The 14959-nt window shown below is 65.7% G+C and carries 11 protein-coding genes and 1 pseudogene; 4 read left to right on the forward strand and 8 right to left on the reverse strand.

The features are described 5' to 3' along the window. Positions 1-68: 68 nt before the first annotated feature. The gene (secG, locus tag EF294_RS01005) at positions 69-308 is read left to right on the forward strand and encodes a preprotein translocase subunit SecG (RefSeq protein ID WP_006370296.1); all 240 of its coding nucleotides are present in this window, start codon (positions 69-71) and stop codon (positions 306-308) included. Between the two features lie 158 nt (positions 309-466). After that, the gene (gene ppc, locus EF294_RS01010) at positions 467-3298 is read left to right on the forward strand and encodes a phosphoenolpyruvate carboxylase (RefSeq protein ID WP_123925156.1); all 2832 of its coding nucleotides are present in this window, start codon (positions 467-469) and stop codon (positions 3296-3298) included. A 112-nt stretch (positions 3299-3410) separates the two neighbouring features. On the opposite strand, the pseudogene EF294_RS21730 reads toward ppc, so the two are convergent. The 6 genes and pseudogenes from EF294_RS21730 to tkt form a co-directional block, all read right to left on the reverse strand. Beyond that, a pseudogene (locus EF294_RS21730) lies at positions 3411-3867 on the reverse strand (HNH endonuclease signature motif containing protein); the annotation flags it as partial. A gap of 35 nt (positions 3868-3902) precedes the next feature. Beyond that, positions 3903-4646 (reverse strand): 6-phosphogluconolactonase, encoded by a 744-nt coding sequence (pgl, locus tag EF294_RS01020; RefSeq protein WP_123925157.1) that lies wholly within the window; start codon positions 4644-4646, stop codon positions 3903-3905. Next, on the reverse strand, positions 4643-5560 hold the full coding sequence (locus EF294_RS01025) for a glucose-6-phosphate dehydrogenase assembly protein OpcA (RefSeq protein WP_123925158.1): 918 nt from the start codon (positions 5558-5560) through the stop codon (positions 4643-4645). The genes pgl and EF294_RS01025 overlap by 4 nt, the downstream gene beginning before the upstream one ends. 22 nt (positions 5561-5582) lie before the next feature. Continuing rightward, on the reverse strand, positions 5583-7124 hold the full coding sequence (zwf, locus tag EF294_RS01030) for a glucose-6-phosphate dehydrogenase (RefSeq protein ID WP_123925159.1): 1542 nt from the start codon (positions 7122-7124) through the stop codon (positions 5583-5585). 4 nt (positions 7125-7128) lie between these two features. Continuing rightward, complete coding sequence (tal, locus tag EF294_RS01035) at positions 7129-8250, reverse strand: transaldolase (RefSeq protein ID WP_123925160.1); 1122 nt, start codon at positions 8248-8250, stop codon at positions 7129-7131. Positions 8251-8339: 89 nt separating this feature from the next. After that, positions 8340-10418 carry a transketolase gene (gene tkt / locus EF294_RS01040; protein WP_123925161.1) on the reverse strand — a complete coding sequence of 693 codons (2079 nt, stop codon included), beginning with the start codon at positions 10416-10418 and terminating at the stop codon, positions 8340-8342. 369 nt (positions 10419-10787) lie between these two features. On the opposite strand from tkt, the gene EF294_RS01045 reads away from it, so the two are divergent. Then, positions 10788-11804 (forward strand): heme o synthase, encoded by a 1017-nt coding sequence (locus EF294_RS01045; protein WP_425459381.1) that lies wholly within the window; start codon positions 10788-10790, stop codon positions 11802-11804. A gap of 20 nt (positions 11805-11824) precedes the next feature. On the opposite strand, the gene EF294_RS01050 is transcribed toward EF294_RS01045, so the two are convergent. Beyond that, positions 11825-12790: a quinone oxidoreductase family protein gene (locus EF294_RS01050; RefSeq protein WP_123925163.1), complete on the reverse strand. Its 966-nt coding sequence runs from the start codon at positions 12788-12790 to the stop codon at positions 11825-11827. Positions 12791-13296: 506 nt separating this feature from the next. Between EF294_RS01050 and EF294_RS01060 the strand changes: the two genes are divergently transcribed. Further along, positions 13297-13686, forward strand: a complete 390-nt coding sequence (locus EF294_RS01060; RefSeq protein ID WP_123925164.1) for a hypothetical protein — start codon at positions 13297-13299, stop codon at positions 13684-13686. A 259-nt stretch (positions 13687-13945) separates the two neighbouring features. Here the strand turns inward: EF294_RS01060 and EF294_RS01065 are convergent, their stop codons facing one another. Further along, positions 13946-14938 (reverse strand): COX15/CtaA family protein, encoded by a 993-nt coding sequence (locus EF294_RS01065; RefSeq protein WP_123925165.1) that lies wholly within the window; start codon positions 14936-14938, stop codon positions 13946-13948. Positions 14939-14959: the final 21 nt, after the last annotated feature.

Consider the following 14959-nt stretch of genomic DNA (forward strand, 5'->3'; position numbering starts at 1 on the left):
CGGCTCGACCATGTCGTCGGGCCCCGGCCGGACGCGACTCGATTCCAACCGACAAGGATCTGCCTGACGTGCTCGAAACAGTTCTGGACATCGGCCTGATCATCACCAGCGTGCTGCTGGTGATTCTGGTTCTGCTGCACAGGGGTAAGGGCGGTGGCCTGTCGTCGCTCTTCGGTGGCGGTGTGCAATCGAGTCTGTCCGGCTCGAGCGTCGTCGAGCGCAACCTCGATCGGTTGACGATCTTTGTCGGATTGGTGTGGTTCATCTTCATCATCGGTATCGGCGTCGACATCAAGCTGTCCGCCTGACCCGACGCACTTCCCTCGACCCGATGCGGCTGCCGCTGCATCGGGTCGAGCGCTTTCTGCGTACTTGACCTGTGCCCACCCGAGATACCCACCCGAGATGCCCACCCGAGATGCCCACCCGAGATGCCACTGGCACGCGCAGCCGCAATACTGGGGCAATGACCTCTCCTTCGCGCGGTGCCCCGGACTGGCGTCCCTCCATCTCGATCGTTGACCACATCGTCGTCGACGACGAGGGCCGCACCCTCACCGAGCCGCTGCGTGAGGACATCCGGTTACTCGGCGGCATTCTCGGCGACATGGTGCGCGAACACTCGGGGGCGGAGGTCTTCGAACTCGTCGAGTCGGCGCGGGTGGCGGCGTTCAAGATCCGGCGCGCCGAGATCGATCGTGACGAGTTGGCAGATCTGTTCGTCGATCTCGACATCTCGGTGGCGATGCCGATCATCCGCGCGTTCAGCAACTTTGCCCTGTTGGCCAACTTGGCCGAGGACATCCACCGGGAACGCCGACGGATGATCCACGTGCGGGCCGGTGATCCGCCCCAGGACAGCAGCCTCGACGCCACATACGCCAAACTGGCCAAGGCCGGACTCGGCGATGACGAGGTGGGCGATGCGCTCGCCGACGCGACGGTGGTGCCGGTGATCACCGCCCATCCGACAGAAACTCGCCGGCGGTCGGTGTTCGAGGCGCAGAACCGGATCACCGAGCTGATGCGATACCGGTCGCGGACCGAACTGACCCCGGCCGAGGAGGCTGCGGTCACCGAGGGAATCCGGAGGCAGATCCTCACGCTCTGGCAGACTGCGTTGATCCGCCTCGAGCGGCTCACCATCCAAGACGAGATCCGTTCGGGCCTGCGCTATTACGACGCGTCGTTCTTCGAGGTCGTGCCGAAGATCAACACCTCGGTACGTGCCGCGTTGCGGTCGGCGTATCCGAACGCCGGTCTGGCCGACGAGCCGATGCTGCGGATGGGCTCGTGGATCGGCGGTGACCGCGACGGCAATCCTTTCGTCACCAGCGATATCGTCGAGATGGCAACGACTCTCGCGGCCCGCACCGCGATCGGCAACCACCTGTCGGAGCTCGAGGCTCTCGCGCAGGAGCTGAGCATGTCGACCCGACTCATGACGACCTCCGACGCTGTCTACGAACTCGCCGGTGCGCCCCGCGAGGATGCGGCCGCCGATGAGCCGTTCCGTCTTGCTTTGCGCCACATCCGTTCTCGGTTGGTCGCGACCGCGACCGGGCTCTTCGGTGAGGAGGTGATGAAGACCTCGGACCTGTTCCTGCTCGACGGCGCCGACGCCTACTCGACCGCCGACGAACTGCTCGCCGACCTCGACGTCATCGATGCCGGACTCCGCGCTGCGGGCGACGACATCATTGCCGACGACAGGCTATTGCGACTGCGTGAGTCGGTGCGCACCTTCGGTTTCCACCTGTCCGGGCTGGACATGCGGCAGAACTCCGATATGCACGAGGACGTCATCGCCGAACTGCTGGCGTGGGCCGGCGTGCACCCGGACTACCGATCACTGGACGAGACCGAGCGGGTCGAGATCCTGACCAAGGAACTCGCCGCCCGGCGGCCGCTCACCCGACCCGATGCCGAATTATCCGATTTGGCAACCAAGGAACTCGGCATCGTCCGTGCGGCCGCGACCGCGGTGGCACGATTCGGACCGCAGTCGGTGCCCAACTACATCATCAGCATGTGCACCTCTGTCAGTGACATGCTCGAGCCGATGATTCTGCTGAAAGAAGCCGGGCTGATCGACATCGACAGTGACACCGGGAGACTCACCTCGACGGTTCGAATCGTCCCACTGTTCGAGACCATCGAGGATCTGCAGCAGGGTGCCGAAACCCTGTTGGGTGCCTTGGACATCCCGCTGTACCGCGACCTCGTCGACGGACAGTCGGGCATGCAAGAGGTCATGCTCGGCTATTCCGATTCCAACAAGGACGGCGGCTACATGGCCGCGAATTGGGCGCTCTATCGCGGCGAGCTCGATCTTGTCGAGGCCGCGGCCAAGGCCGGAATCCGGTTGCGGCTCTTTCACGGTCGTGGTGGCACTGTTGGACGCGGTGGTGGACCGAGCTATGACGCCATCCTGGCCCAGCCGCCGGGCGCGGTCCAGGGGTCGTTGCGTATCACCGAGCAAGGTGAGATCATCGCCGCGAAATACGCCGAACCCGTCAGCGCCGAACGCAATCTGGAGACGTTACTCGCCGCGACCATCGAGTCGTCGCTGCTCGACGTCGAGGGACTCGGAGACGAATCCGAGGACGCCTACACCACTCTCGACGAGATCGCGGCGCTGGCCCGCTCGGCCTACAGCGCGCTGGTGCACGAGACACCGGGATTCGTGGAGTACTTCACGACCTCAACGCCGCTGTCGGAGATCGGCGCACTCAACATCGGCAGCCGTCCGGCGTCGCGTAAACAGACCGAGAAGATCTCCGATCTGCGGGCTATCCCATGGGTGCTGTCATGGACACAATCCCGCGTGATGCTGCCGGGCTGGTACGGCACCGGCGCCGCCTTCGAGCAGTGGGTCGGCGACGACGCGGACCGTCTGGCCACCCTTCAGCGGTACTATGAGAAGTGGCCGTTCTTCCGCACCGTCATGTCCAACATGGCGCAGGTGCTCGCCAAGTCGGACATGGGACTCGCGCACCGATACGCCCAGCTCGTTCCTGACGAGCAGTTGCGCGATACCGTGTTCGGGATGATCGTCGACGAGCACGAACGCACCATCGCGATGTATTCGAAGATTACCGGTACCAACGATCTTCTTGCCGACAACGCGGCACTCAAACGGTCTGTGTACAACCGCTTTCCGTACCTCGAGCCGCTGAATCTACTGCAGGTTGAGCTTCTGCGTCGGTTCCGCGCCGGTGACGATTCAGCGCGAGTCCGCCGAGGGATCCAGCTGACGATGAACGGATTGGCGACCGCACTGCGCAACAGCGGCTAGGGCCTCTTTCAGGGCGTTCCCCCGATGGTCGAGGTGTCCGGCACCCCAGTCGCCGGCCCTCGAGACCTGTTGCACGACAGCTGGTTCCACCCCACAGATGAGGAGATCGCCACCGCGGACAGGTGACAATCACCTGCCCCGTCTGTCGGTTCCGCCATTGCGCCCTGCGATCGAGAAAGAGCGTCGGCACCCATTCGGCGAGGTATGTGCGTTGGTGATCGGCCCGGCATAGTGAGGTCAGGTTGCCGAGTACCGTCCTGCCTCCGGCTTCGGGGTTGGTGTGGTTCAAACGGTTGCCAGTGGTCGAGGTCGCACAGGTGTAACGGCTTGCTGCAGTTGGGATATCGGCACCAGGCGTCGTTGGAGAGCGCCGGTGTGCTGGGTGTATAGGTCAATGCCCCAGGTGGTGACGCGGTGTGGTCGCCATATCCTGTCGGATCCGCCGAGGTGCTTGGGGCCGGGCGGTGATCTGCGGGAAGAGTGGTCCGGCTGTGTGGGCGAATTCGGGGGTAGTGGATGGTTGTCGCGATCTCGGCCAAGGTCGCGGCGTAGTCGCGGTCGATCGGTCCGGATGGCGGAAACGTCGCTAAAGCCCTGACGGGGCTTAGGCGTCGGGGAGAGCGGAGGCCGCGGCGTGGTCGAGGAACCACACGGTCTCCTCGGTGCCGTGGGCTCCGGCGCAGGGCCAGTCGGCAGGGTCGGCGCCGGCGTGAGCTGCGGCCACCGCTTGGGCCTTGTCCTCACCGGCGACGAGAAACCACACAGCCTTGCTGCGGTTGACCACCGGCAGCGTGAGGGTGATCCGCCGCGGCGGTGGTTTGGGCGAGTCCTCCACGGCGACAACGGTCTTCTGTGCCTCGGCGGTGGCGGCAGTGTGCGGGAACAGGGAGTTGATGTGCCCCTCGCCGCCCATGCCGAGCAGGTGGAGATCGAAATGCGGGGACACATCGGCTCCCGCGTTCGCCAACAGGGTGGCGGCGTAACCGGCTGCCGCGGCGTCGATGTCGTCGCCGAACTCGCCGTCCGACGGTGCCATGGGATGTACCCGAGCCGGATCGACCGGCACATGGTCGAGCAGCGCGTTGCGGGCCTGTCCGTAGTTACGTTCCGGATCGTCGGTCGGGACGAATCGATCATCGCCCCAATAGATGTCAACCGTGGACCAGTCGATGTCACCGCTGTCGGCGGCGAGGGACGCCAGAATCGCGATGCCGTTACTACCGCCGGTCAGCACCACCGACGCAACCCCGCGTGCGCGCTGTGCGGCACCGATCAGGTCGGCGAACCGACGTGCCGCGGTGTCGACCAGAGTCTGCTTGTCGTCGAAAACCAATGTCTCGGTGGTCATGCCGGTTGTCCTTGCTGCCTGAGTTCCACGGCGCCACGAAGTGCCTGCTCGAACACTTCGTCGGTGTCGAGGCGCCGTAGTTCCTCGGCGAGATATACGGGCAGATCACGGTTGGTCATGGCGACCCGACCATCGGGCTTGCCGGGCACCGAGATCACTGCGTTGCCGTTCTGATCCATCGACAGGACCGTCGCGCCGTGCTCGCGCAGCAGGCGAACCTCGAAGCTTCCGATCGACCGAGTCGTGGGCACACCGAGCGCCGAATACAGCCAGCCCGCCAGCAACTCGATGCCCGGTGACTGGGCCGGTCCGGTCACCACCACCGACTGGATCGGTGTGTGTGGCGGGCGATCGATCGCCGACGCGAGCAGCGCGCGCCAATGGGTGATCTGGGTCCACGCGAGATCGGAGTCGCCGGGGGAGTAAGTGGCCAGCCTGCGTTCGAGAACACTCTCGGGATGAGCGGCCTTGCTGGCGTCGAGGATGCGTCGGCGACCGATCCGGCCCATCGGGTCGGCGGACGGATCGTCCGGCGCCGAGCCCGGCCACCAGACGACGATCGGGCAGTCCGGCAGCAGGAATGGCGTCACGACGCTATGCGGTTGATCGGCGAGTGGCCCGGACATCGACAGGATGACCACCTCCGATGCGCCCGCGTCACCGCCCACCCTGATCTGCGCGTGGAGCAGCGACTCGCCCTTCCTGGAGCCGCATGCCAGCACGATGACCCGGCTGGGATGTTCACTGCTGGCGCCGATCGCCGCTTCCACGGCGGCCTCGGTGGGTTCGCCGTGTTCGGCCACCACGACCAGGGTCAATACTCGGCCGAGGCTGATTGCTCCACCGGACTCGCGGATCTCAACCATCTTTTTGGCGACGTCGTTGGTCGAGGTCTCGGGCATCTCGATGATCATCGGGGTCCTCTCACATCGGTCGTCACGGTCGTCGCCATGCGCGGCCGGTCCGAGCCATCATGTCGTCAGCCGACTTCGGGCCCCACGTCCCGGCTTCGTAGGTGTCGGGCTTACCCGACTCCGCCCAGTTTTCGAGGACGGGATCGAGGATCTCCCAAGCCAATTCGACCTCGTCGTTCACCGGGAACAACGAGGGCTCACCGAGCAACACGTCGAGGATGAGGCGTTCGTAGGCCTCCGGAGACGCTTCGGTGAAGGCCGTGCCGTAGCTGAAGTCCATGTTGACGTCGCGGACTTCCATGCTCGACGCCGGCACCTTGGAGCCGAAGCGCAGTGTGATGCCCTCGTCGGGCTGCACCCGGATCACCAGCGCATTCTGCGACAGTTCTTCGGTCATGGTCGTGTCGAACGGTAGATGCGGCGCCCGTTTGAAGACCAGGGCGATCTCGGTCACCCGGCGACCCAACCGCTTTCCGGTCCGCAGATAGAATGGCACACCGGCCCAACGGCGCGAGTCTACCTCGAGGGCGATGGCCGCATATGTCTCGGTGATCGAGTCGGCCGCAAACCCCTCCTCGTCCTTGAGTCCCGGGACCTTCTCGCTACCCTGCCATCCCGGACCGTACTGACCGCGCGCGGTGTTCTCCTCGATCGGCAGGATGTTGCGGGTCGCCGAGAGCACTTTGATCTTCTCCGCCTGCAATTGCTTGGGCTCGAAGGAGATCGGTTCTTCCATTGCCACCAGTGCCATCAGCTGCAACAGGTGGTTCTGAATGACGTCGCGGGCTGCGCCGATCCCGTCGTAGTACCCCGCGCGGCCACCGAGGCCGATGTCCTCGGCCATGGTGATCTGGACGTGGTCGACGTAGTGAGAACTCCACAGTGGATCGAACAATTGATTGGCGAACCGCAGTGCGAGAATGTTCTGGACCGTTTCCTTGCCCAAATAGTGGTCGATGCGGAACACTGACGACTCCGGGAAGACGGCGTTGACAATGCCGTTGAGGTCTTTCGCCGACCGCAGATCGTGACCGAATGGCTTCTCGATGACCACCCGACGCCAGTGATCATCACGTTCCTCGGCCAGACCACTGCGCTGCAACTGCTCACACACTGTTGGGAAGGCCTTCGGCGGAATCGACAGGTAGAAAGCATGATTGCCGTCGGTCCCGCGCGTGTTATCGAGATCGGCCAGTGTCGACTTGAGACGCGCGAAAGCCTCGTCGTCGTCAAAAGAGCCCTGTACAAAACGGAATCCCTCGGCGAGTCGCTCCCAGACCTCCTCGCGGAATCCGGTGCGGGCGTGCTGACGGACCGCGTCGTGCACGATCGTGGCGAAATCCTCGTCGTCCCAATCACGCCGGGCGAAGCCGACGAGAGCGAACGACGGTGGCAGCAAACCGCGATTCGCCAGGTCGTAGACCGCAGGCATCAGCTTTTTGCGCGCGAGATCACCGGTCACGCCGAAAATGACCAGACTGCACGGGCCGGCAATGCGCGGAAGCCGCTTATCACGCGGATCCCGAAGTGGGTTACGCCATTGCGTGGGACCGCCGGTAGGCATGTGTTCAGGCCTTCGTCGCGGCGTCGAGTTGCTCGGCGGTGGCCGCGAGCAACTCGTTCCAGGCTTCCTCGAACTTGCGGACGCCCTCGTCCTCGAGGAGGACGAAGGCGTCGTCGAGGTCGACTCCGAGGCCGGCGATCTTGTCGAAGACCTCCCGAGAGGCTGCCGAGGTACCGATGATGGAGTCGGTGTTGACCCAGCCGTGGTCGGCGAATGCCTCCATGGTTTTGCCCGGCATGGTGTTGACGGTGTTCGGCGCGACGAGCTCGCTGACGTAGAGGGTGTCGGGATAGTCGGCGTTTTTGGTGCCGGTCGAGGCCCACAGCGGCCGTTGGGGATTGGCGCCCTTGTTCAGCAAACCCTGGAAGCGTGAGTTGACCTCGAAAACCTCCTGGTAGGCGGCGTAGGCCAGGCGAGCGTTGGCCAGCGCTGCGGTGCCCTTCAGTGCGGTCGCCTCGGGTGTGCCGATGGCGTCGAGGCGTTTGTCGATCTCGGTGTCCACGCGCGAGACGAAGAACGAGGCGACCGAGTGGATGGCCGAGACATCGTGGCCGGCGTGCGCGGCGGCCTCGATGCCCGACAGGTAGGCGTCCATCACGTCCTGATAGCGCTCCACGGAGAAGATCAGGGTGACGTTGACGCTGATGCCCTCGGCGAGTACCCGGGTGATGGCCGGCAGTCCGGCCTTGGTGGCGGGAATCTTGATCAACAGGTTCGGGCGGTCGACGATCTTGAAAAGTTCGATGGCTTGCGCGACTGTCTTGTCGGTGTCGTGGGCGAGTCGGGGATCGACCTCGATCGATACCCGACCGTCGACGCCGTGGGACTCGGTGAACACCGGGGCGAGGACGTCACACGCATTGCGGACATCGTCGGTGGTGACGGTGCGGATGGTGGCATCGACGTCGGAGCCACGGGCAGCGAGCTCCTTGACTTGCTCGTCGTAGGCGTTGCCGGTGGACAGCGATGCCTGGAAGATCGACGGATTAGTGGTCACGCCGACCACCGAGCGGGTGTCGATGAATTCCTGCAGACCTCCCGAGGAGATCAGGTCACGGGACAGGTCATCCAGCCACACCGATACACCGGCGGCGGACAATTCGGCGAGCTGGGCGTTCTGGGTCACGGTTCTCTCCTTGCGTGCATCGCGTCATGCCCTTGTGGGGCAAGCGATATCGGTGTGTTCGGTTGTGGTGGACGGCGTTCGGGCGGGGGTCAGGAGCCGACGACGCGCTGCGCGGCGGTGACCACGGCGTCGGCAGTGATGCCGAATTTCTCGTAGAGCACCGTGTAGTCCGCCGAGGCACCGAAGTGCTCGAGGGAGATGATCTCCCCGGTGTCGCCGACGACCTGGTACCACGGCATGGCAATGCCGGCCTCAACGGAGACGCGCGGCACCGACGGCGGAAGTACCGAATTGCGGTATTCCGCGTCCTGCTCGAAGAACCACTCGAAGCACGGCATGGACACCACACGTGCGCGGATTCCCTTGTCGGCCAAGGATTTCTGTGCCTCCACGGCGAGCTGGACCTCGGAGCCGGTTCCGATCAGAACGACCTGCGGCTCGCCGTCGGCCTCTGACAGCACATACGCACCGGCGGCGACGCCCTCGTACGAGGTGCCCTCAAGGACCGGTACGCCCTGGCGGGTCAGGCACACGCCGACCGGATGGTCACGCCGCGTCAGCAGGTGACGCCAGGCGTGGGCAGTCTCGTTGGCGTCGGCGGGACGGACCACGTCGAGGTTCGGGATGGTGCGCAGCGCCGCGAGGTGCTCGACCGGCTGGTGGGTCGGACCGTCCTCGCCGAGGCCTATCGAGTCGTGGGTCCAGACGTAGATCGGGTCGATCGCCATCAGCGACGCCAGCCGAACCGCGGGTCGCATGTAGTCGGCGAACTGCAGGAAGGTGCCACCGTAGGCGCGGGTGGGGCCGTGCAGCGCGATCCCGGACAGGATCGAGCCCATGGCGTGTTCGCGGATACCGAAATGCAGGGTGCGGCCGTAGGGGTTGGCCGTCCACGTCGTGGTGCTGATCGACGACGGCCCGAATGAGTCGACGTTGTCCATCGTGGTGTTGTTCGAGCCCGCGAGATCGGCTGAGCCACCCCACAATTCGGGCAGGACCGGTCCGAGTGCGGAGAGCACCTTGCCTGAGGCGGCGCGGGTGGCCAGCGCTTTGCTGCCCGGCTCCCAGCTCGGCAGCACGTCGGTCCAGCCGTCGGGGAGTTCATGCGACCACAGGCGATCGAAAAGCGCCTTGCGGTCCGGGTTGGCCGCGGCCCAGGCGTCGAAGCCCTTCTGCCACTCGGCATGGGCGGCGGCGCCACGCTCGGTGAGCGCGCGGGTATGGGAGATAACTTCGTCGGACACCTCGAAGTTCTTGTCGGGATCGAAGCCGAGGACCCTCTTGGTCGCGGCGACCTCGTCGGCACCCAGCGCCGACCCGTGGATCGCGCCGGTATTCATCTTGTCCGGGGCGGGGAAACCGATGATGGTGCGCAGCACGATCAGTGACGGTTTGTCGGTGACCTGCGCGGCCTCCTTGATTGCTGCTTCGATGGCGGCGACGTTCTCGCCGCCGGACACATGCTGCACGTGCCACCCGTAGGCCTCATATCGGGCGGCGGTGTCCTCGGTCAGCGCGATCTGGGTGTCGTCCTCGATGGAGATGTGATTCTTGTCGTAGAAGACGATGAGGTTGCCGAGCTCCTGCGTACCGGCCAGCGACGACGCCTCGGAGGTGACGCCCTCCTCGATGTCACCGTCGGAGGCGATCACGTAGATGTGGTGGTCGAAGGGGCTGGCGCCGGCCTCGGCGTCAGGATCGAACAGGCCGCGCTCGTAGCGTGCGGCGTAGGCCATACCGACCGCCGAGGCAAGTCCCTGGCCGAGCGGGCCGGTGGTGATCTCCACGCCAGGAGTGTGATGCACCTCCGGGTGGCCGGGAGTCTTCGATTCCCACGTGCGCAGGTCCTCGATGTCGGATAACTCCAGACCGAAGCCACCCAGATAGAGCTGGATGTACTGGGTGAGGCTGGAATGCCCGCACGACAACACGAATCGATCGCGACCGACCCAATGGGTGTCGTTGGGATCGTGGCGCATCACCCGCTGATACAGCAGGTAGGCCAACGGGGCCAGGCTCATCGCGGTGCCCGGATGGCCACTGCCACACTTCTGGACCGCATCCGCGGCGAGGACCCGAACGGTGTCCACGGCGCGCGAATCGACCTCGGTCCACCATTCGGGGTGGGCCGCAGTGGTGAGTTCGCGGATCTCGTCTGTGTCTGGCACTGTTCTGCAGTCTCCTGTACCTATCGGGGTGCGTGCGCTCGCCGCAGCGAAAATTCGATCAGCGGCGATTCGAGGGTCGACGACACACCGGACGGAACGCGAGCTGTCACATGTGGTGGACGTCGGAGGTGCCTCACTTCTCCCAGAGTAATCGGCTTCCGCCCGCTCCTGCCCGGCAACCTTTGTCTGCGGCGCGTATCGCGGCGCGTCGTCGGGAGCGCGGCCTGGTGGGCGCACGCAATTCTTCGATCGGGTGGGGCAGCGTCTACCATGCTGTGTAGTAGCCGTGGCGCGCTGTTCGAAAGCCGGTCAACTGCCCTGAGCGCGTCCTTCGGGCAGGTAGGAGTGGACGTGAGGATTGGGGAACGTGTGAGCGGAGACGGCGCCGCTCCCGGCGTATCCACCTCCGCTCGGCACACCCAGTCCCGTGAGTCCGGTGTAGCTGCGCAGACCGATACCGGCGTGGAGCACATCGGCGCGACGTGGCCGCGGCGCATCCGGGCCACCGTCCAGGCTTACATCGCGCTCACCAAACCGCGCGTCATCGAACTGCTCCTCGTCGCCACGATCCCGGTCATGCTGCAGGCCAACCGCGGCCACGTCGACATCGCGGTCATTCTGCTCACCCTGCTCGGCGGCTGGCTCGGAGCCGGCAGCGCAAACACGCTGAACATGGTCGCCGACGCCGACATCGACAAGAAGATGCGGCGCACCGCGCGTCGGCCGCTGGCCCGTAAAGCGGTCGCCACCCGCAGTGCGCTGATCTTCGGCATCGTGTTGTGGGTGGCGTCGTTCCTGGTGCTGTTCTTCGCCGCGAATCTGCTGAGCGCCCTGTTGGTGACGGCGACCGTCGGCTTTTACGTCGGCGTGTACACGATGATCCTCAAGCGGCGAACCTGGCAGAACGTGGTGTGGGGCGGGGCCGCTGGCTGCATGCCGACCCTGGTCGGCTGGGCGGCGGTGACCGGCAGCCTGAGTTGGCAGCCGGTGGTGCTGTTCCTGGTCATCTTCTTCTGGACGCCGCCGCATACCTGGGCGCTGGCCATGCGGTATCGCGAGGATTACAAGGCGGCCGGGGTGCCGATGCTCCCGGTGATCGCCTCCGACGAGCACGTGACCCGGCAGATGCTCTTCTATACGTGGGCCACGGTGCTGGCGTCGCTGGCGTTGATCCCGGCGGCGAGCTGGATCTACGCGGCGGTCGCTGTGCTGGCCGGCGCCTGGTTCCTCAGCCGGGTCCACAAGCTCTATCGCGACACCCGGCAGGGTGCCGAGGTCACGCCACTCAAGATTTTCCTGCAGTCCAACGAGTACCTGGCGATCCTGTTCTGCGGATTGGCGATCGACGCCGTCGTGAACCTGCCGGTGCTCGCGCACGTGTTCTAGGGCGCGCCTAGGGTACTTCGTCAGTTCGGCACGAGAACCGACGTCCCTGTCGTGCGCCGGCCCTCGAGGTCGGCATGTGCCTGTTCGGCGTCGGCCAGACGGTACCGCTGTCCGACCCGCACCTCGACGCCGTCGGCGAGGGCTCCGAGATACTCCGATGCGCGCCATGCCAATTCGTCGGGTCCGGCGATGAAGTGCGCCAGGGTCGGTCGGGTCACCGACAACGAGCCCGCGCTGTTGAGACGCTGCAGATCGAATGGTGGCACCGGGCCGCTGGCCGCGCCGAAGAGGACCACGAATCCGCGAATGCCGGTCGCTGCCACCGACTGGTCGAAGGTGTCGGCGCCCACCCCGTCATAGGTGACCCGCACCCCGTCGCCGTCGGTGAGACCTCGCACCTGCTCGACGAGGTCCTCGCCGTAGCGGAGCACGTGGTCGGCGCCGGCCGCGGCCGACAGGTCGGCCTTCTCGTCCGAGGACACCGTCGTGATCACCCGCAGACCCCTGCGCTTGGCCAGCTGTGTGAGGATCAGCCCGACGCCACCGGCACCGGCGTGCAGCAGGATCGCGTCGCCCTCGGCGGGATGCGTGCTGCCGTCGAGCAGATAGTGCGCAGTCAGCCCACGCAATAACGAACTCCCGGCGACCTCATCGGAGACGCCGTCGGGGATCGGCACCGCGCGAGTGGCACGGACCGCCACGAGCTCGCCATAGCTGGCCGGGGTGTCGCACCAGCAGACGCGGTCGCCGACACCACGATCGGAGACCTGTGAGCCGACCGCCACGATCTCACCGGCGCCCTCGGTACCGGGCACATACGGCGGTTGCGAGGGGTACAGACCACGGCGAAGGTAGGTGTCGATGAAGTTGACACCGACGGCGGTGACGCGAACGAGAACCTCGTCGGGAGCGGGGATCGGATCGTCGACCGTCGCATAGCTCAACACATCTGGACCGCCGTGCCGAGTGACCTGGATTGCGCGCATGAGTCGTTTCTACACCCGGCCGAGACGGCGGAATACTCATGGCTTCTCCGCGGCTCGGTTGACGGTGGGTTTCACCGGGCGGTGGACGCCGGTGACGTGGTCGTGGCGACAGGGCGATGCCGGAGTCGGTCTAGGGCCTTACCGTATCCACCGAACTTGAGGTGACACAGCCTGATTCGGTCTTCGTGCGGTTGAGGTCACGCTGTCGCGATGGGGCCCGATCGATATGCTGTCAACAACGCCGGACACGGCCTGCCGGGGCGGTAGAAGAAATCTCGGATGACGACCACATTCGTCTTTTGTCGCGCCCGATTCGCCGATCAGGGCCAACGCCGGCCCAATGATCCGCGCAGGGCAGCCCAGATCGTCCGGCGCGCGCTCGACGACCCTCAAGCGCCTCGTCGACGTCGACTCGGGCTGAAAGCCATCGACCGCGTCTCGGTCAATGATGCCCCGGCATCGGTCGTGGCGCGTGTCCACCCGACGGCCCCACCTCGGTATGCTCGATGACCATGAGCGAGCAGCCCGCAGCCCAGAGCGCCGAAACCCCCGCCGACGCCCCGACCGTGTCGGTACCGCGTGACGTGGTGTCCTCGATCGAGAAGTTCGTCAACCGGGAAGGCGGGTCGGCCAAGGCCGTCGTACAGCCGATCGGCGCAGCCGGCGTTCGGATCACGCTCGTCGGCGAACAGGGTGGCATCCTCGGCGATCGCGTGGTCGCCGATCTCGCGACCGCCACCGCGGTCGTGGATGCGGTGGCCGGCGTCGAGACCGCCGAGTGGGACCGCGATCTGACGTCCTCGACGACCGTCGAGCCGTCGCACTATCGCAAGATGGCCGGCTGGGTCGCCGGACAGAAGCACTTCCCGAAGCCGCGTAATCACGGCGTTCTCTGAGTCGGTATCCCTGGGAGCGAAAGCCGAGCTGGCCGGGGACCCGGCCGGCGTCCTCGGGCTCGACCGGGTCCGATCCGGCGCCGACGCGGTCCTCCAGAACCCGGTCAGCAGGTGATGGCGACACTCCACGACATGGACCAGAGACCACTCCGCGTCCGCCGATGGGCGGCGCTGCGCCCCCGGATCTCGTCGATCGATGAGCCGGCGGCGCTGGGCTGTGTCGCGATAGCGCGGTGAGGCCGCGTTGGCTCCACAGCCCTCAGGTGAGGGGTACTGGGTCTCCAGATGGGCTGTCCGACAACCGAAACCACAGCACCAGCCGAGTGGCTCCGATGAGCAGCAACGCGCTGCCCAGCATGTGCAGCAGCACGAGCAGGATGGGCAGGTCGGTGAAGTACTGGACCATGCCGATGATCCCCTGCAGGGCCAGCAGCCCCGCGTAGATGAGGGCGGCCCGGGACTGTGGCAAACGCATGACCCGCGTGATGACCACAACCGCGATTGCCATACCGATGAGGACGAACACCGAGTCGGCGTGTAGCTGCGTCGTCTGCGAGGGCGTCAGGCCGTTGCGGCGGGCATGGAGGTCGCCGGCGTGCGGGCCGGAGCCGGTGACGACGGTGCCGAGATAGATTGCGATCCACGTCACCGCGTACACGAGCCACGCCATGATCAGTCCGACCCGTGCGGCGATGCCCGTCACTGCCGATTCTCGTGCATACGGACTCGTGCGGAATACGAGCACCGTGGCTCCCGAGACCAACAGCATCGACAGCAAGAAGTGCAGTGAGACCACCCACGGGTTCAGGTCGGTCAGCACGGTGATGCCGCCGACAACCCCCTGAAAGGGAATGCCCAGCGCGAGCAGGACCACCAGGGCACGGTTGCGGCGATGCGACGACGCCTGACGCCACACTGCGACGACCGCGGCGATCGCGATGATGGCGAGCACCCACGTGAGCATGCGGTTACCGAATTCGACGGCCGCGTGATAGCCCATCGCCTCGTGCGGGACGAACGAACCGTCGGTGCACTGCGGCCAGGTGGGACATCCTAATCCGGAGCTGGTCAGCCGGACGGCTCCGCCGGTGACGACGATGCCCACGTTGGCGATCAGCAGAGCAATCGCCCAGCGATGGACGAATCGGGTCGTCGGCCGACCGAAGCCGGGGACACGGGCCAGGCCGGAGGGCGTAGTAGCGACGTGCGTGGGCCGGTCGGCGGCTGCGGGGGTCTTCTCTGAAGTCGTCATCGGGGTCCCGTAATCGTGAGA

The organism is Gordonia oryzae (genome assembly GCF_003797185.1).
Classification (GTDB): domain Bacteria; phylum Actinomycetota; class Actinomycetes; order Mycobacteriales; family Mycobacteriaceae; genus Gordonia; species Gordonia oryzae.